This window comes from Collinsella sp. CLA-AP-H1 (genome assembly GCF_040092945.1).
Classification (GTDB): Bacteria; Actinomycetota; Coriobacteriia; order Coriobacteriales; family Coriobacteriaceae; genus Collinsella.
The window spans coordinates 1-17,635 of record NZ_JBBNKO010000009.1; the positions used below are offsets into that span (position 1 = coordinate 1).

The following is a 17,635-nucleotide window of genomic DNA, read 5'->3' on the forward strand; positions in this document are numbered from 1 at the left end:
GCGAGCGCCCAGGGCGCCACACGCGTGCACAGACTGTCGGTTCGACGTAGAAGCCTCAGCCGTAGCAACGGATTGCCCAGCGAGAGATCGCCGCGGGCGGATATTAAACTGCAAAGACGAGCGTCGGGAAGACACGCCGAGGTCGCCGCGGACGGGTTGATATAGGGAGAGGGCCTGACCCCATATCGTTGGGGCCGGGCCCGATTTTGCCTCTTGACAATGTCCTGCTCATATTAAAAGGAACGTCCCTAACTGCCGGCTAGAGGGCGCCGAGCAGGATGGCATAGGTAGTGGATTCGCCGAGCTTGAGCTCGTCGCCGGGATTGAGTTGGGCGGAACGGCCGGGCTCGACCTGAATGCAGACGCGCGTGGCCCCGTTTACCACCACGGTTCCGTTGGTGGACGACAAGTCCTCGACGTGCCAGATATTTTGAGCATCGCACCAGATATGGGCATGGCGGGCCGAGACATCGTCGCCGACGTCGGTAATATCGCCCTCGCCAGTGGCCAGCGCGCCAATCTCAACACCCTGCTCACTCGGCTGAATCCAGCGCGGGGCGCTCACGACAAAACTGTTTTGTACGCGCAGCAAGCCCAAGGGGTGCGCCGGGGCGGGTTCGCGTTCGCCCGCGGTCATCGACATGCCAAGCGAACGCGGCGTGGATGTGCCTCCGCCACAGGTCGCGTGCGCGTAGTCGATGGCATAGTTCACCGAGGACCGCACATCCGCCGAACAACCGACGGCGACAAACAGCACCAGCACGGCCTCGGCGCGCTCGGCGGGCATGAGTTCCGCCGCCTGGGACAGGCGATCGAGCGCGTTGCGATAGAGATTCGTGTCCTGGTGGCACTCTTCGAGCGCGCGTACCATCGGTTCACCTGCAGGACCGCACACCATATTGATCACAGCCGTGGAGTCCATGGGATTGCGCTGGCGCAGGGCCAGTTGCGACATAATACGCGCAGCCGAGGTACCGTATTCGGCAAAGTAGCGCTGCTGAAGCGTGCCGACCGGCGCGCGAACGATAAAGCGGGAAACCCAAGAGCGATCGGCGGCTCGGCTCTGCGGGCTGCGGCCGTCGGCGAGCGGACGGGACGAAAGCACCAAGCCGCACAGCTCGATATGGCTCAGATGCGCCGCGCGCTTAAAGATGTCAAACATGGCCCCGCATGGGGTGAGCTCAACTTGAGATGCCATGACCTAGGCCTCCTTGGTCGTAGAAATAGAATCGGACGATACTTCGACAGGTCCGCCAAAAGTACGGGCAGCTGCGGCTCCACCGGCAAGCGGAGTCGCCATCTGGGCTTTTGTGCGTCGCGGTGCCGAAACGGGAAGTTCAAAGGCAAAGCCCATCGCAAGCAAAAACCACGTAAGCGTATAGGTTGCAACCAGAGCGGCAACAAGGCCGCCCATCACGGCGCGTTGGGAAAATACGCTACATGCAGCCACAACCAGCACCGGAACCTCGCAGGCAGAAAGCGCAAGCACACCCTGCAGGAACCCCGAGCGCCGATTGCGCGCAAGTGCCCCCGCGGCAACGCCGGCTATGCCTGGCAGCGCCAAAGCCAGTGCGGCAATAATACCCGGTAGCGACCCAGACCACACGAGCGATCCCAAAGTCGCCGTCACGCGAGCGCCCGACGCCAGCAGCGCGGCCGAAACCACGACCACAGCCCAAACCACGCTGCAAACGACCGCCGCACCGATCATCAGCGCGCGACGAACCGCGCGGCCAGACGCATCCATGGGGCACGGCGTGAGCGGCTCGCCGCGGAGCGAACGACCGACATTTTGCGCATAGTGGTCACAAAACGCCGAGAGCGCCGCCTCGACCGCCGCCGGCTCGGGACGATCTTTTTGATGGCTGGACAGACAGGCCATCACCACGTCGAACAGCTGGGCATCGACAAACGCCAGCGCATCACGTAGCTCTTCGGAATCCGGCTCAAGCCCTAGCTGCTGGGCCTGCTCGGCCGCGGCGAGCGCCACATCGGGCTCACGACGAAGTAGCTGAGTCAAATCGCAACCGGGCGCATGGGCACCAATGGGATAGTCGGGCCGCGTGTCCATCTTAAGACGGTAGGGGCTGGCGATGTCGCGCGTCTTTTTGCGCGAACCCGAGGTGCCCGAAGTGCTCGGCGCGGCTTCGTATGGCGCGACGCCGGCAATGAGCTCGTAAACCGTGCTTGCCGCGGCATAGACGTCAATCGCCGGCGACATACGCAAAGCGCGTAGGTCGGGAATATCGTCAGTGAGCATCTCGGGCGGGGCGTAGGCAACCGTCGCGCGACGCAGCGTGGCATAACGCTCCGTAAACGACGCCTTGCCGCCGGTACCGGCCACGGCCGACGCAGGCTCAAGCGCCAGCGACGAGCCAAAGTCGATCAGGCACAGGTCAAAGGTGCCCTCGGCAAGCTGCCGGTCAAGCGGTAGACGCGCCGTGCGCACCATAATATTAGCGGGCGAGATATCGCGATGGACAAAGCCCTCGCCCACCAGGCTCATACGGCAGAGCAGATCGAACAGGTCGCGACCCAGACGCGCCGCCACAAGCGGCGACAGGCGTCCGGCATCGTCCACGGCAAGTCGCGAACGCAAGCGGGCAAGCGTCTCGCCCTCGACCCATTCCATGACAATTGCAGGCACACCGTCGACCTCGCCCCAGCCATAGAGGCGGGGAAAGCCCTTAAGGCCCGAAAGGGCGCGATGGCATTCGTATTCCTCGCGAAACGCCGCCTCGAACTTGGCGACCAGCGCCTCGTGAGTTGCATCGTCGTCAAACTCATCGCGCGTCGGCAAGATGAGCTGCTTGAGTGCTACGGCCTCGCCTTGGGCGTTGACGGCACGCGTCACGCGGCCGATACCGCCACGGCGCATGGTGGCATCGTCGGCAAACAGCATCGTAAAACGACGCAGATAGGCAGGCAGTTCGTCCTGACCGAGCGCAATGGCCGGCTCAAACCCGTCGACACGCGCCAGGCGCAGGCCGACCATGGGATCGCGACCGAGCGATTGTGGTGTGGTGGATGCAAGATCGGTCATCATAGGGCAAGCGCCGCCACGTTATTGTTGAAGTTACCGAGCGCGACGTCATCATCGCCGTAATGGCCGACCCATTGACATAGGTTGGTGTAACAGCCCCACAGATTGGCATACTGCTGATACCACTTAGATTCGGTCGAGAACCTTTGTCGACCGAACTCAGCACGGATGGCAAACATGTCATTCGCCAGGCTGTCGCACGGTCTGGGATCTCCCGTAGAGTTATAGGTCGAAACCACGTCATTGGCACGAGAAACATAGCTGTCGAGCATGTTGTACTTGGTCACAAGCCAACTGTGAATGCTCTCTTCTTCAGCAGCGGAAAGGCCACCGGAGTTTGCATCGTTGTCAGTGTTGCCGCCCGTCGAGCCGCCGTTTCCAGACCCTCCGGTAGAGGAACCCGACCCAGAGCCGCCGCCCGAACTCGATGAATCCGAGCCGGAGCCAGAAGTATCCGAGCTACCGGGCTTTCCGGACTGCTGGGCGTCCTGCTCCTTCTGCTGCTCGACTTTATTCACCGTTGCCGCCACGCTATTGTTGGACAACCGATCGATGATCTTGGTGTTGGTGAGCACGATGGTTTTGCCATTGGCAAGCGTGACTTCGTTGTCCGGGGCCTCGGCGCCGTCCGCATCGTCGGTGCCAAACACAATATGCGCGACCACACTTGCCCAAGCATATCCAGTCGTGGTACCCAGATCACTTTTGACCTCATGCCCCACACGCGGTTCGCGTGCGGCATGCGCCTGCATCATGGACGGCACGGTCATGCCATAGGCAGAAACGCCAGCTATGACCAGCACCAGCGAGCACGATAGCAGTGCGTACGCCCGCGGCGCCAAGCCCAGTCGGCGTCGCATGCGCACCGCGGCGCCGCGCTTTGTCTGAGTGCCACCGGGCCGCATGCGTTCTCCTCCAAGAAAAACACGCCGCTCAGAAGCGGCGCATTCATTCAAATCCATATTTGAGTGTATCAGCGAACCCAAAAGGTTGCGCAACGAATGGGCAAATTAAGGATGCGAGCGGAAGCATCCATGCGATAAGCGGATACGAAGCATCTTTGTTGCACAACAAACTCACAGTCGCACGGGGAAATTATGACCACCCCGTGAGTCGCGAGGAAAACATACAGCAGGAGCAGGTTCGCCACCTAAATCGCGCGACGGGCCTCTATGGCGCGGCCAAGCGTAAGCTCGTCGGCATACTCCAAGTCGCCGCCCACGGGAAGGCCGCTTGCCAGACGCGACACCTCGACGCCCAACGGCTTGATGGTACGGGCCAGATAGCTCGCCGTGGTCTCGCCCTCGATGTTGGGGTTGGTGGCGATGATGACCTCATGGATATCCTCGTGGCCCAGACGCGCCAGCAGCTCGCGGATGTGCAGCTGCTCAGGGCCAATCTTGTCCATGGGGCTGATCACGCCGCCCAATACGTGGTAGAGGCCGTGGTAGCTGCCCGTGCGCTCAATCGCCTGGACATCGCGCGGCTCGCCCACCACGCAAATGCGAGTGGTATCGCGCATCGGGTCCTGGCAGATGGAGCACTCGTCGGCCGTGGCGTAGTTAAAGCAGCGGCTGCAAAAGTGGACCTCCTGCTTGACCTCCAGGATGGCCTCGGCCAGGCGGCGCGCCTCCTCGGCGTCGGCCTCCAACAGGTAATAGGCGATGCGCTGGGCCGACTTGGGACCAATGCCCGGCAGACGGCCCAGCTCATCGAGCAGTTTTTGCAGACTGTGATTTGCACTCATATATATGCGTGTCTTAGAACGGCATGCCCGGGATGTTGAGGCCGCCGGTGATGGCGCCCATCTGCTTGTTGGCGAGCTCGTTGACGCCGCGGACGGCCTCGTTAACGGCAGCCATGATCATATCCTGCAGCATATCGACGTCCTCGGGATCGAGGGCATCGGGATCGATGGTGAGGTTGACGAGCTCCATCTCGCCGTTAACGGTCACCTTGACCATGCCGCCGCCGGCAGAGGCGTCGACGGTCTGGGACTTGAGGTTCTCCTGCGCGGCGGCAAGCTGCTCCTGCATCTTGCGAGCCTGCTTCATCATCTGCTGCATGTTCATACCGGCCATGATGGCTCCTTTACGTGCGGCCGCACGCCGAGCTGCAAGGGCAGCCGGAGCACGGCGGGACTTTCAAACTTAAAAATCGTACCACGGCGCGCGGCTAGCGAGCGGGGCGGTCACGCTACCTCAGTCGATATACATGTCCTGGAGTGCAAGCCGCACCCAAAAATTATGCAAAGTTGAATAATTCGCATCTGCATAATATTGAAAGCTAAATCTTGTAGAGCCGGAATCCGACATTTAATGCGTACCACTAAATGGCTAAATGCCGAGCCACTACTCGAGGCGGCGCACATGGCGGCAGGGTATAATTTGATTGCCATAGACAGCAATTTGGAGGTGCCCCATGAATGCCCCCGACGCGCTCCAAAACATCCGCTCAAAACACCCCGTCGCATATGTGGTTCTCTATCTCTTTGTCGGCTGGGCATTGCTGGTTGTCATCACCCATACTATAGCCTTTGGAGCAGAACTGCTGATAGCCAACTCGGACCAGCCCACCGTCAAATGGGAAGCGACCGATGAGTGCACCGATGGAACCCGAACCATTTACTACAACAGCCCGTCCCTCTACCAAGAGTTCAAGGTCAAGATAAAGGACTTCAAGATTGTCGATGCCGAGCTAGGCGTTTATTTGGCAATCGGAGCAACCATTAACGCCGAGCAAGTCGAGTACACGGACAGCCATGCGACGTATCGTATCGACCTCAGCATCCTAGGCCGACCGTCACGCACCTGTCTGCTCAAATGCGACATACGCGGCACCACACTACACATGTCCGAAATACAGATGCGCCCGGACAAGGGGTCCTCTTCTTGAGCAGTATACCCGCCTGCGCAGCTACTCCACCGGCTTGAAGATGGTGGCCTGGCCAAAGACGCTGCGGATGAGGGCCTTGGCCTCGTCCTCGGTCTGCGGGATGCTCGGGGCTGCGCCCTGATGGCCGAAGGGGCTGCCAGCACCGGGATTGGATTCCCAGGGAGCGGCGGGGACGTCGTCGTTTGCAGAGGCTGCGGGTGCCACAGCAGCGGCCTTGGGCGCGGACGCCGCACCCGGCACGTCGAACGGGGGCAGATCGTCCCCGCCGGCATCGGCAGCAAAACCACCGACCATAGCATCGTCGTAGGGCACCTGCTCGGATTCCCATGGCGCAGCCTGCGCAGGCGGCTGAGCCATGGGGACGGACGCGCGCTCGGGCGCTCGGGGCGCGGGCTCGGTCGGGAGCTTGCCCGTGGCAGGAGCACCGGCAGGGTTGTCGGAGCGCAGCCAAGGGGCCTTGGCCAGGTCGGATGACTTGGGCGCAGGCGCGGCAGCGGACTTGGGCGCGGGGATCGGAGCAGCCGGTTTGGGCGCAGCGGGTTCAGGCGCCGACGGGGTCGGTGCCGCTACCGGCGCCGCTTTTGGCTGCGTCGCGCTGGCGCTCGAGGATGCAGGGGGCACCGAGGACACGGGTTGCGGGTCCGCAGATACCGCAGCCCGTGCAGATGGAGAATGCTCCTCATGTTGAGGAGCCGGCGTGCCACCCCCATCCAGGACATAGTCGACGGTGCGACGACCGAAAACCGCGCAGACCGTCGGCAGGACCACCGACTGCGTATCGGCGCGACCGAGCATCTTAATGGCAAAAGTCGAACCCGCGGGGAACGAGACCGTAAGCTTGGAGCCGTCGTCGGCCGTGGCGCGGGCGTTGAGCAAAAGCCCTGCGTAGGAAGCCTGACGCGCCTTGACACGCTCGACGACCTCGGCCCATTTGCGCTGCAGCTCTCCGGCATCCTCGACCGCGGGCGTCTCGGCAGCACCGGCGGCGGCAACCTGGGCGGCATTGTTGGGCTGGGGCTTAGGTGCCGGAGCGGTGGCAGGCGCGGGGGCCGCAACGGGCTGAGGCGCAGGCGCTGCAGGCTTGGAAGCTGACACGGACGCAGAACGGGGCGAAGGCTGGGCAGCCGGAACAGCAGCACCACGGTCCCAAGGCATACCGCCCTGGCGCGCGGACGTAGCAGCGGGGGCAGCGGATGCCGCCGGGGCGGCAGCGCGGGCGCCCGAAATGAGCGTCGGCTGTTGGGCAGCAGCGGGTACGGATGCTGCAGGCGCGGCGGCCTGAGCAGCAGCCACGCTCGCCGGCACGGCGGCGTTGGCAACCATGGCCTCCAGGCGTGCCACGCGCTCGGCCAATGCCTCAATCGTTAAATCAGCCTCGGGACGCGCCAGACGCGTGCAGGCAATCTCGAGCACCAGGCGCACGTCGCTCGCGCCCCTCATCTCCAGTGCGGCATCGTCGAGCACTGTCAGCACACGAGCCAGGCGGTCGGCAGGATGCTCGCCAAAGGCAGCGGCCTCGGCAGCAAGCGCCTCGGCCTGCTCGGAGCCGCCCTCAAACAACTCGGCACGGGCACCGGCAACGCAGGCAACATACACGTCGCGCACGTGCGCCACCAGGTCGCGCGTCAGCTCCAGCAGATCGTTACCTTCCTCGACCTGCGCGCGAATAAGCCCATACAGCTCGGCAACATCGCGATCGGCAATGGCACGGGAAAACTCGCCCAGAATCTGGTCCGAAACCTCGCCTAAAAGCGAGCGGGCGTCGTCCGCATGCACAGAACCGTTGCCAAAGACGCTCAGCTGCTCCAGCGTGGACAGCGCGTCGCGCATGCCGCCCTTGGCATGGCGCGCCACGATAGCCAGCGCCTCGTCGTCGTAATCGAAGCCCTCCTGCTCGCACACGTATGCCAGGCGATACTCGATATCCTCGTTGCCGATGCGATGGAAATCGAAACGCTGGCAGCGCGAGAGGATGGTCTCCAGAATCTTTTGCGGGTCGGTGGTGCACAGCACAAAGATCACGTGTGCCGGCGGCTCCTCAAGCGTCTTGAGCAGCGCGTTGAACGCCGCCGTCGTGAGCATGTGGACCTCGTCGATGATATAGATCTTGTACTTGCCGCGCACCGGGGCAAAGTTGACGGAGTTGATGATCTCCTCGCGCACGTTGTCCACGCCGGTACGGCTTGCAGCATCGAGCTCGTAAACATCCGGGTGGTTGCCCTCGGCGATGAGCTCGCACTCCTCGCAAGTGCCGTCGGGCATGCAGCCGCTTGCACCCTCGGCGCGCGCCGCCTCGGCATTGCGGCACAGCAGTGCCTTGGCCAGAATGCGCGCCATGGTGGTCTTGCCCGTGCCGCGCGGTCCGCAGAACAGGTAGGCGTGGGACAGGCGCCCCTCGGTGATGGCGTGCTCGAGCGTCGAGACGATATGCTGCTGGCCCACCACAGAGTCGAAGGTGAGCGGGCGATACTTTCGGTACAACGATTCCATGGGTGCTCCCCCGGGTATACTGAGTCTTGTTGCCGCGACGGCCAAGCGGTCGCACGGCATACTGCATTCATAATAACCCGTACGGCGAGCCCGCCGCGATAGGAGTCCAAAGAGCATGGCAGACGCAGAGAGCAACCTCGTTCCCTCCGAAGCAGCCGACCAGGTCGAGGTCGCGCTCGAGAAGCAGGCCGCAGCCGACGACGGCATCCTGTACCTCAACGAGTACCAGTACGAAAACGACCTGGTCACCGACTTCGCCCGTCTGGTCGCCTCGCCCAGGCGCCGTGGCTCGCTGTATGTCGCCGCGGCAATTGCCGCGCTCATCGGCATCGGCATGCTGGTGGCCGGCGGCAACTGGATCAAGTTCGGCGTCGTCCTGATCGTGTTCGGCGCCTTTTTGGCCTGGTGGAGCAAGAACCTTCACCACACGCTCGCCCGCGACTTTATCGATGCCGTCGAGGCAGACGAGTCCATGGGCGGCCGCTACCGCCGCGTCGCCGCCAACGAGGACGGCCTGATGGTCTGGGGCAAGAGCGGCAAGTCGCAGTTCTTCCCGTTTGAGAAGCTCGACCACGTACTCGACGGCGAGCGCATCTTTGTGGCCATGTTCGCCGACCAGGGCGTGACGATCCCCAAGGACACCTTTGTGCGTGGCGATGCCGAGCAGTTCGGCCCCTTCCTCAAGGCACGCATCAACAAAAAACTCCGCATCGAGACCAAACGCAAGAAGATGAAGGCAGAAAAGGCCGCTGCCGAAGCCAAACAGGGCGACAAGCCCCAGGAGACCAAGGGCAAGCAGCGCAAGCAGAAGAAGAACAAGAAGAAGCGCTAAGGCCAAGTCAGACAGGCAGCCTCGCATCCCGCTATCCTCCCCATGCACCCGAGCGTGCTACACTAGCAGCATCTATGCCACCGCGAACGGCTCGGCTCCGCGCCCGCCGCTCGCAAACGAACTTTAAACGCACGAGGGTTGGCCATGCCGCTTTTCTCGCAACATACCGCCCGGTTCTCGCCGGACGTTCCTTTGGAGGGCACCAGCTCTCGCGAGCTGCTCAAGCGGTACCAGCCGCTCGAGACACTTGCGACCGGCGGTTTTGGCTCCATCGAGATCTGCCGCGACACGCACCTGCGCCGCCGCGTCGCCATTAAGCGCATCCCCCTTATCAACGGCGCCGGCATGCCCGCCAGCGACATCATGGATGTCCTGCGCGAGGCGCACACCGCCGCCATGCTTCAACATCCCAATATCGTGCAGGTCATCGACTTTACGCACGACACAGCCTATGCCTACCTAGTTATGGAATATGTCGATGGCATGTCGCTGGCCGAGTTTTTGCACCGCGTGGACGGCCACTCACTTACCTTTGACGAGGCCGCGGCCATTGCCGATGCCCTGGGCCAGGCGCTCACCTTCGCCCATAGTAATGGCGTACTCCACCTGGACATTAAGCCCGCCAACGTGCTCATCGACCACTCGGGCAATGTAAAGCTCACCGACTTTGGCATGGCGCGACTGTCGTCCGCCGGTGGCTTTGGCGGCTCGCGCGGCGGCACCATCGGCTACATGCCGCCCGAGCAGCTCGATATCGAGACCGGCACGGTCGATGAGCGCGCCGATGTCTTTGCTCTCGCCTGTGTGATCTACGAGGGCCTGTGCGGCAGCGCCCCCTTTATGGCGGCCACGCCCGCCGACTCGCTCGACCGCATCATCGGCGGCGCCACCTATCCCAGCGAGCTGATACCACACTTTCCCCCGGGAGCCGAGGCCGCGCTCATGAGCGCGCTCTCCCCCATGCCGCAGGACCGCCCCAACAGCATCGAGGCATTTTGCGACCAGCTCCTTGCCGGTCTGGGCAGCGTGCGCGAAGGCCGTCGCAGCCTGGAGCAAATGGTTGGCGAGCTTTCGGATGACGAGCAGGAGCTCGACGATATCGAGCCGTCGCACTGCGAGGACGACGCCATCGAGGTCGACCCCGCACTCGGCTGGGCGGGCACGCGCTGGAGCCATGCGCGCGACTACACCATGCGCGCTATCTCGGCGCTAACGTGCGGCACCTTTAGCTTTTTGCTGATGCAAACGGCCGGGGTCGCGGCGCTTCCCGGCCTGGTCATTGCGGCCATCGCGATCGGCGCGGCGGCTGGCCTGGCCCCCCAGATTGGCTCGGCCATCTCGGCTGTGGGCTTTTTGGTGCTCATGGCCAACGCCACCATGCAGGCACAGGGCATCCTGTCGATGCTGCCCGTCGCGGTGATCTTTGCCGCCGCCATGTCCGGTTGGTGGATCGCCTGGGGTCGCACCGAGGCTGCCGCGAGCGCCGCGCTCACCTGTGCACTCGCGCTTGGCTGTCTGACCGGCAATACCTTCCTGGCAGCTGGGATCGCCGCCGGCGTCGCGTCATTTTGGCTCGGCCCGGCAAGCGCCGCCGCGGCAACGGGCATGGGCGCGCTTTTTGCCCGTCTGGCCACGGTCGCGCTTTCAGCCGGAGGCGTGCTGGGGCTCGGTAACGTTGCCGCAGCGCTGGGAGACCCGCTCCTTTGGGCTGCCTTTGTGCTGGTCGCGGCAACTGCCGCGGCGTCATCTGCGCTGCTCAATGCCCATGCCAAGCGTGCCGATCAGGGCTCAAACCTTGCCGCAATCGCCGCCATCGCTGTCACCGGCATCGGCTGCGCAGCGGCGTCCTGTCTTGCACACCATATGGAAATTGCCAGCCTTGCAGCCGCGGTCGTCGCCAAGGCGGCGGTTGCGGGAACCCTATCCTCTATAATCGTTGGGATATGCCTATATTTGCTCGGATACCAAAGAACCTATACGGAGAGTGATCTTTCGTGAACTTCCTGAACATCTTCGAGGACCACGTGGCCGGCATCTTCGGTGCCACCCGTGCCCCGTTCTCCTTTAAGAAGCTTGCTAAGCAGGCCGCTCGCGACATGGAGGATCAGACTCTGGTGATTAACGGCGTCAACACGGCGCCGGCACTCTATACCATCCTTATCGCCGCCGACGACGATCCCATGCTCGCCCCGTTCTACCCCGAGCTTTCGCGCGAGGTCCGCGAGTTTGTGAAGGCGCAGGCCGAAAAGCGCCGCTATGTCTTTGTCGGCGAGCCCCTCGTGCGCTTTATGATCGATCCGCAGCTGCGCGCCGGCAAGTTCTCGGTCTTTGCCGAGAACGTCGATGCCCCCACGCTCGGCCGCCTGTACGAAGAAGAGCGCGCCTATCAAAACGGCCTGGGCCAGAACAACTCCGCGGCAAGCCGTGCCGCCAGCGCCCCGCGCGCCGGCCAGCAGCAGTTTGCTGCCCCGCAGCAGCAGCGCCCCGCCGCCATGCCCCAGCAACAGCCGACGCCTCGCGCCGCCGCTCCCGACCCGCTTGCCGTGGCAGACCCCTTCGCGCCTAGCGTCCCCGACCCCGCCGCAGCACCCATCCCGGTGCCGCAGACCGTCTCGCGCGACGCGCTTGCCGGCATGGGCGGAGCCGCCGCGACCGGTGCCGCCGTGGGCCTAGGCGCCGCAGCCGGCATCGCCTCCAACATGGCGAGCACTCGCGCCCCGCAGCGCCCGCTCGCCCAGCTCGTCGACGTCGTGAGCGGCGAGAGCCATAGCATCACCTCCGCACAGGTGACCATCGGTCGCGAGCGCTCAGTTTCCGACATTGCCCTGCGCGACCCCAACGTGTCGCGCCGCCACGCCCAGCTCACCTTTACGGGCTCGGATTGGTCGATCGAGGACCTCAATTCCACCAACGGCACGCTCGTCAACAACCGCCGCATTACGCGCTGCCCACTGCGCAACGGCGATCTGCTGACGTTTGGCCTGAGTACCTTTGAATTTAGGGGATAGTCGCTTATGAACATCGATATCGTCCTTTTTGCAGGCCGCATCGTCTTGGTCGCCCTGCTCTATATCTTCCTGTTCGCCGTCATGAAGACCGGCGTGGGACTTGTGCGCGGGCAGCGCCGCGACTCGGCTATCTGGACGATTGATGTGGACAAGGGTCCGCGCGGTATCCGCGGCATCCACGTAGACATGCTCGGCCCCGTCATCGTCGGTCGCTCGCCATCTTCGGACATCTGCATCAACGAACCGTTCGTCTCGGCCTCGCATGCGCGCTTTTCGCTGCAGGGCCCGGCGCTCATCATCGAGGACCTCAACTCGCTTAACGGCACGCTCGTCAACGGCCGCCAGCTCGTGGAGCCCGCGACGCTGCGTGAGGGCGACGAAGTCCAGATTGGCGACGTGGTCATGAAGGTGAACCGTCGATGATCGACGAGGAGAACAAGTCCGCAACTATGACCGAGGCACCGGCCGCCGCCACAGCTGCGCCGGCCCACGCCGCTCCGGCGGGCTCCGCACCCGTGGAGCCCGAGGACACCGTGTTCTCCCTGCCTCTTTCGCATGTAACGCATGATATTTCGGATCTCGCCGATAACGAGGACGAAGAGGATGCCGTAGCGGCGCCCATCGGCGCACATGCTGCGGAACAGCCCACAGCGCCCGAAACAACCCCAGCGCCGGCTCACTTTGCAGAGCCCGTCGCCGCGGCAATCAACGAGAGCGCTGCGGTGTTTGCGGCACCCGAGCCCGCCGCGCCGGCGTTTCCCATAGCCCCGGCATCCGAGGTTGCGCCCGCGTCTACGCCGGCGCCCGAGGCGGGGACATCCCCCGAGGACGGCCCTGCACCCAAGACCCCGCAGCCTGCGCCCGCAAGCGAGTCCGATGCCGTGGCCGAGCCCGCCGCCCAGTCGCAAAACACGCCCGCGCCGTCGCACTTTGCGACGCCCGAGCCTATAGACGTCAGCCCGCAAGACGACGAGTCGACCGCCCGCGTGTCCGAGGAGCCCGACTCCCCGGACACCGACAATTCCGAATCAAACACCGAGACCGACACCGTCTCTCCCGGTGACACTGCCGAGATCGACGTTGCCGCCGTTGAGGCCAAGCTCAAAGACCCCGGCTCGACCATGAGCTTTGAGCCCCTGACCGAGGAACGCATCGAGACCGACTCGGCCTATGATGCCGGCACCACCACGCAACTCATGTGGGGCGCCCGCTCTGACGTTGGCTGCGTGCGCCCGCACAACGAGGATTCCTACCTGGTGCAGTCGCCGCTCTTTTGCGTATGCGACGGCATGGGTGGTCACGCTGCCGGCGAGGTGGCCTCTTCTATCGCTGTCGAGACCATCGCCAAGACAGCTCCTCAGTCTGCCGACGCCGCACGCCTGGCGGCAGCTGTCGAGGCCGCCAACGCCGCCGTAATCGAGGCTGCCTTGAATGGCCTGGGCAAGCCCGGCATGGGCTGCACAGCCACTTGCGCCTATATCGAAAACGACACGCTCGCCATCGCCCACGTGGGTGACTCTCGCGCCTACCTGCTCCACGAGGGCACGCTCATCCGCGTGACCCGCGACCACTCCTACGTGGAGGAGCTCGTGGACGCCGGCGAGATCACGGCAGATGAGGCTCGCGTCCACCCCAACCGTTCGGTCATCACCCGCGCGCTGGGCTCGGACCCCGCTATGTATGCCGACCACTTCACTCTGCATATCGAGGAAGGCGACCGTCTGATCCTGTGCTCCGACGGCCTTTCGAGCATGATTCCCGATAGCGATATCGAGAACATCGCCACGCAGTCCTCAACCGCGCAAATCTGCGTCGACAACCTAGTGGACGCGGCGCTTGCCGCCGGCGGCCACGACAACGTGACCGTAGTAGTCGTTGACCTGGTTGACGATGGCGTTATGCGCGAGGCGCAGCGCGTGCGTCGCCGCAACATTACTATCGCCGCCATCCTGGCCCTCGTCTTTGTGCTGGCAGCTGGCATCTGGGCCTACACGGGTGTCACCGGCTCGTACTACCTGGGTACCTACCAGGGCAATGTCGCCGTCTGGCGCGGCCTGCCCGGCAAGCCGCTCGGACTCAAGCTCCACTGGCTCGAAAGCGAAACCAGCATCAAGCTATCCGACCTGCCCGAAGACACGCAAAACCGCCTCAAGGCGGGTATTCCGCAAACAAGTGTCGACGATGCGCAGGACACGATATCCAAGTACCGCCACCAGATCGACGAGGAGCAGACCCGCCAGGTGATCGACGCGCAAACGATTCGCGACAACACCAATCAGGGATCGACCTCCGAATCAGATTCCGAGAAAACCGCCGAACAGTCCGCCGAGGCCGAAGCCTCCGATAAGAATTAGAAAGGGAGTGCCGCTTATGAGTCGCCGCAACACCGAGCTGCTCTTGCTCATCGCCTCGGCGTTCCCCGTCATCCTGCTGTATGCGATGTACGTCCTCACCGCGGGCGCTGCCATCTCCTTTGAGACGCTCGCCGTACCGATCGGTCTCTTTGCCGCCTTTGCCGCGGCCCACATTGCCGTGCGCATCTTGGCGCCCGGTGCCGACCCCGCCATCCTGCCCATCGTATTTATACTTTCGGGCATCGGCATCACGTTCGTGACGCGTCTCGCCCCCGCTCTCGCCATCTCACAGCTCATCATCCTGTTTGTCTCGGTGGCCCTGATGGTGGGAACGCTTGCACTAGTCAAAAACCTCGACGTGGTCATGCGCTACAAGTACACCTTTGGCATTATCGGCATCATTCTGCTGATGCTGCCTATCTTTATCGGCACCACGATCTCGGGCTCCAAGCTGTGGATTCGCATCGCGGGCTTTACTATCCAGCCTGGCGAGTTCGCCAAGGTCTTTATCGTCCTGTTCCTGGCCGGCTACTTGGCCGAGAACCGCGAGTTGCTCTCCATCTCCAACCGCAAGATCCTGGGCTTTAAGATCCCTCGCCTGCGACTGCTGCTGCCGCTGTTTGCCGTGTGGGGTGTGTGCCTGCTCGTCGTCGTCTTCGAACGCGACCTGGGTTCGGCCGTGCTGTTCTACACCATCTTCTTGCTGATGCTCTACGTTGCCACGGGACGATTCTCGTATGTCGTTATCGGTCTTGCGCTCTTGGCCGTTGGAGCCGTGGGCGCCTACAAGTTCCTGTCGCACGTTCAGGTGCGTTTCCAGGTTTGGGTCGATCCGTTTAAGGACGCCCAGGGTCAGGGCTACCAGATCGTCCAGTCGCTCTTCTCGCTTGCCGATGGCGGTCTGGTCGGCGTTGGCATCGGCAACGGCATGGCCAACAACATCCCTGTCGTCGAGTCCGACTTTATCTTCTCGGCTATCGGCGAGGAGATGGGCCTTTTGGGCGGCGGCGCCGTGCTCATCCTGTTTATGCTCTTTGCCGTGCGTGGCCTGACCACAGCTGCCCGCGCAAAGTCCGACCTTGCCGCCTTTAGCGCCACCGGTCTTACGGCAGCCATCAGCTTCCAGGCCTTCTTGATCGTTGGCGGCGTAACCCGCCTGATCCCGCTGACCGGCGTCACCCTGCCCTTTATGAGCCAGGGCGGCTCCTCGCTGCTGGCAAGCTTTATCATCGTCGCACTCCTGCTACGTGCCGGTGACGAGGCGACCGGACGCGAGGCCGAGCTTACCGGCACCGGCACCATGGCCGCCATCACCGATGATCAGGTCGCATCTGCCGCCGCCCCGACGGGCTCGCGCTTTGCCACCTCGTCTTCCTACGGCAGCGGCAGCCATTCCGTCGGCTCGCGCATGCGCCGTCGCCTGCTCGACACGCCTGAATCCGGTGTGCTCGGTCGCGTGGCGCTCGCCAACCGTCTAACCCGTGCGGTGCTCGCCTTTACGGCGCTGTTCGCCATCCTTATCGGCAACCTCACCTATGTCCAGGTCATTAAGGCCAAGGACTATCAGGACATGCCGACCAACAACCACACCATCGCCCGCTCCAAGTACATCCAGCGCGGCTCCATCATCACGTCCGACGGCGTGACGCTGGCCGAGTCGCTGCAGCAGGAGGACGGCACCTACGTACGCTCCTACCCCAACGGTAACCTGGCAGCGCACGTGGTTGGCTACGTGAGCCAGCAGTATGGCACCACCGCCATCGAGAGCGTCATGAACGACACGCTCACCGGTTCTAAGGACTACTCTAGCTGGAACAACGCCATCGCGTCGCTCGCGGGCCAGACCCAGCCGGGCAACACCGCCAAGCTCACCATCGACTCGCGCATCCAGACGGCTGCTGAGCAGGCGCTCAAGGGCTTTAAGGGCGCTGTAGTGGTCATCGACCCGCGTACCGGCGCGGTGCTCGCATGTGCCAGCTCGCCCACCTACGACAACACCAACATCGATGCCCTGCTGCAGACGGGCGGCGGCGAGGACGGCTCCATGTACAATCGCGCCATGGACGCGCTGTACACGCCGGGCTCCACGTTTAAGGTCGTTACGCTTTCCGCGGCACTCGAGACCGGTACCGCCAGCCTGACTAGCACCTACCAGGCGCCCGGCTCCATGGATATCGGCAACGCACCGGTCACCAACGATGCCAACGAGAGCTACGGCACCATCAGCCTGCAGCAGGCCTTTGCCGTGTCCTCCAACGTCGTCTTTGGCCAGGTGGCAAACGAAGTTGGCGCAAACACGCTCGTGCAGTTTGCCAACGCCTTTGGCTACGGCCAAAAGCTCGGCCAGGACCTGACCTCCGCGGCCTCCATCATGGCCGACCCGTCGCTCATGACCGAGTGGGAGACCGCCTGGGCCGGCGCCGGCCAGCCTGTCGGCATGGACCACACGCCCGGCCCGCAGACCACCGTCATGCAAAACGCCGTGATTGCCGCCGCCATCGCTAACAGCGGCGTGGTCATGGACCCGTACTTTGTAGCCCAGGTACTCGCCCCGGACGGAACCGTGGTCAAGACCACGCAGTCCCGCTCGCTGGGTCAGGCCGTCAGCTCCGCCACGGCCGACCAGGTCAAGCAGGCCATGCTTGCCGTCGTCCAGTCCGGCACCGGCACCGATGCCCAAATCCCCGGCGTCAAGGTTGCCGGCAAGACCGGCTCGGCCGAGACTGGCGGCACCAACGTCAACTCGATGTTCGTTGGCTTTGCACCTTACGATTCACCCACGGTCGCCATCTCGGTGGCCTTGGAGGATTTCGACAAGCATGACGTCAAGGCCGCCAAGATCGCCGGCATCGTCCTGACCGCGGCGCTTGCCGCACAGGGAGCGTGATGCCCATGATCGAATCGGACACCCGAGGCGCGCCGCGGCCGAAGAGTTAGCGGCAACGCGCCACACGGCCCCAGCGGCCACATCGTAGGTACTACACACATCGTTGAGCGAATAGTTATGTTAGGA

At 63.5% G+C, this 17,635-nt stretch carries 13 protein-coding genes; 7 read left to right on the top strand and 6 right to left on the bottom strand.

The window, feature by feature from the left end; translation table 11 throughout:
* Positions 1 to 259: 259 nt before the first annotated feature.
* From AAAV44_RS06170 to AAAV44_RS06190, 5 genes are all read right to left on the bottom strand, one after another.
* Positions 260 to 1,198: an FHA domain-containing protein gene (locus AAAV44_RS06170; RefSeq protein WP_349115024.1), complete on the bottom strand. Its 939-nt coding sequence runs from the start codon at positions 1,196 to 1,198 to the stop codon at positions 260 to 262.
* A 3-nt stretch (positions 1,199 to 1,201) separates the two neighbouring features.
* Positions 1,202 to 3,046, bottom strand: coding sequence for a hypothetical protein (locus tag AAAV44_RS06175; protein ID WP_349115026.1), 1,845 nt, complete (start codon positions 3,044 to 3,046; stop codon positions 1,202 to 1,204).
* On the bottom strand, positions 3,043 to 3,948 hold the full coding sequence (locus tag AAAV44_RS06180; protein WP_349115027.1) for a hypothetical protein: 906 nt from the start codon (positions 3,946 to 3,948) through the stop codon (positions 3,043 to 3,045). The genes AAAV44_RS06175 and AAAV44_RS06180 overlap by 4 nt, the downstream gene beginning before the upstream one ends.
* 245 nt (positions 3,949 to 4,193) lie before the next feature.
* Positions 4,194 to 4,790: a recombination mediator RecR gene (gene recR, locus AAAV44_RS06185; RefSeq protein WP_006235173.1), complete on the bottom strand. Its 597-nt coding sequence runs from the start codon at positions 4,788 to 4,790 to the stop codon at positions 4,194 to 4,196.
* Positions 4,791 to 4,803: 13 nt separating this feature from the next.
* Complete coding sequence (locus AAAV44_RS06190) at positions 4,804 to 5,124, bottom strand: YbaB/EbfC family nucleoid-associated protein (protein WP_006235174.1); 321 nt, start codon at positions 5,122 to 5,124, stop codon at positions 4,804 to 4,806.
* A 340-nt stretch (positions 5,125 to 5,464) separates the two neighbouring features.
* Here AAAV44_RS06190 and AAAV44_RS06195 point away from each other — a divergent pair, with 340 nt between their 5' ends.
* Entirely contained in the window at positions 5,465 to 5,938 is a 474-nt protein-coding gene (locus AAAV44_RS06195; protein ID WP_349115028.1) for a hypothetical protein, read from the top strand.
* Between the two features lie 21 nt (positions 5,939 to 5,959).
* Here the strand turns inward: AAAV44_RS06195 and dnaX are convergent, their stop codons facing one another.
* Positions 5,960 to 8,428: a DNA polymerase III subunit gamma/tau gene (gene dnaX / locus AAAV44_RS06200; protein ID WP_349115029.1), complete on the bottom strand. Its 2,469-nt coding sequence runs from the start codon at positions 8,426 to 8,428 to the stop codon at positions 5,960 to 5,962.
* A gap of 115 nt (positions 8,429 to 8,543) precedes the next feature.
* Here dnaX and AAAV44_RS06205 point away from each other — a divergent pair, with 115 nt between their 5' ends.
* The 6 genes from AAAV44_RS06205 to AAAV44_RS06230 all read left to right on the top strand — a co-directional run bounded on the left by AAAV44_RS06205 (position 8,544) and on the right by AAAV44_RS06230 (position 17,509).
* Complete coding sequence (locus AAAV44_RS06205) at positions 8,544 to 9,260, top strand: hypothetical protein (protein ID WP_175406103.1); 717 nt, start codon at positions 8,544 to 8,546, stop codon at positions 9,258 to 9,260.
* A gap of 144 nt (positions 9,261 to 9,404) precedes the next feature.
* Positions 9,405 to 11,258, top strand: coding sequence for a serine/threonine-protein kinase (locus AAAV44_RS06210; protein WP_349115030.1), 1,854 nt, complete (start codon positions 9,405 to 9,407; stop codon positions 11,256 to 11,258).
* Positions 11,255 to 12,268 carry an FhaA domain-containing protein gene (locus tag AAAV44_RS06215; RefSeq protein ID WP_035136732.1) on the top strand — a complete coding sequence of 338 codons (1,014 nt, stop codon included), beginning with the start codon at positions 11,255 to 11,257 and terminating at the stop codon, positions 12,266 to 12,268. Before AAAV44_RS06210 ends, AAAV44_RS06215 begins: the two co-directional genes overlap by 4 nt.
* Positions 12,269 to 12,274: 6 nt before the next feature.
* Positions 12,275 to 12,691, top strand: a complete 417-nt coding sequence (locus tag AAAV44_RS06220; protein WP_006235180.1) for an FHA domain-containing protein — start codon at positions 12,275 to 12,277, stop codon at positions 12,689 to 12,691.
* Positions 12,688 to 14,622, top strand: a complete 1,935-nt coding sequence (locus AAAV44_RS06225) for a Stp1/IreP family PP2C-type Ser/Thr phosphatase (protein WP_349115031.1) — start codon at positions 12,688 to 12,690, stop codon at positions 14,620 to 14,622. The genes AAAV44_RS06220 and AAAV44_RS06225 overlap by 4 nt, the downstream gene beginning before the upstream one ends.
* A 16-nt stretch (positions 14,623 to 14,638) precedes the next feature.
* The gene (locus AAAV44_RS06230) at positions 14,639 to 17,509 is read left to right on the top strand and encodes an FtsW/RodA/SpoVE family cell cycle protein (RefSeq protein ID WP_349115032.1); all 2,871 of its coding nucleotides are present in this window, start codon (positions 14,639 to 14,641) and stop codon (positions 17,507 to 17,509) included.
* The last annotated feature ends 126 nt before the right edge of the window (positions 17,510 to 17,635 follow it).

What these genes read in the sequence shown, in the direction of transcription:
- dnaX (WP_349115029.1), bottom strand. Translation starts at nt 8,428, where the DNA reads ATGGAATCGTTGTACCGAAAGTATCGCCCGCTCACCTTCGACTCTGTG.
- AAAV44_RS06175 (WP_349115026.1), bottom strand. Translation starts at nt 3,046, where the DNA reads ATGATGACCGATCTTGCATCCACCACACCACAATCGCTCGGTCGCGAT.
- AAAV44_RS06195 (WP_349115028.1), top strand. Translation starts at nt 5,465, where the DNA reads ATGAATGCCCCCGACGCGCTCCAAAACATCCGCTCAAAACACCCCGTC.
- AAAV44_RS06205 (WP_175406103.1), top strand. Translation starts at nt 8,544, where the DNA reads ATGGCAGACGCAGAGAGCAACCTCGTTCCCTCCGAAGCAGCCGACCAG.
- recR (WP_006235173.1), bottom strand. Translation starts at nt 4,790, where the DNA reads ATGAGTGCAAATCACAGTCTGCAAAAACTGCTCGATGAGCTGGGCCGT.
- AAAV44_RS06190 (WP_006235174.1), bottom strand. Translation starts at nt 5,124, where the DNA reads ATGGCCGGTATGAACATGCAGCAGATGATGAAGCAGGCTCGCAAGATG.
- AAAV44_RS06220 (WP_006235180.1), top strand. Translation starts at nt 12,275, where the DNA reads ATGAACATCGATATCGTCCTTTTTGCAGGCCGCATCGTCTTGGTCGCC.
- AAAV44_RS06170 (WP_349115024.1), bottom strand. Translation starts at nt 1,198, where the DNA reads ATGGCATCTCAAGTTGAGCTCACCCCATGCGGGGCCATGTTTGACATC.
- AAAV44_RS06225 (WP_349115031.1), top strand. Translation starts at nt 12,688, where the DNA reads ATGATCGACGAGGAGAACAAGTCCGCAACTATGACCGAGGCACCGGCC.
- AAAV44_RS06230 (WP_349115032.1), top strand. Translation starts at nt 14,639, where the DNA reads ATGAGTCGCCGCAACACCGAGCTGCTCTTGCTCATCGCCTCGGCGTTC.
- AAAV44_RS06210 (WP_349115030.1), top strand. Translation starts at nt 9,405, where the DNA reads ATGCCGCTTTTCTCGCAACATACCGCCCGGTTCTCGCCGGACGTTCCT.
- AAAV44_RS06180 (WP_349115027.1), bottom strand. Translation starts at nt 3,948, where the DNA reads ATGCGGCCCGGTGGCACTCAGACAAAGCGCGGCGCCGCGGTGCGCATG.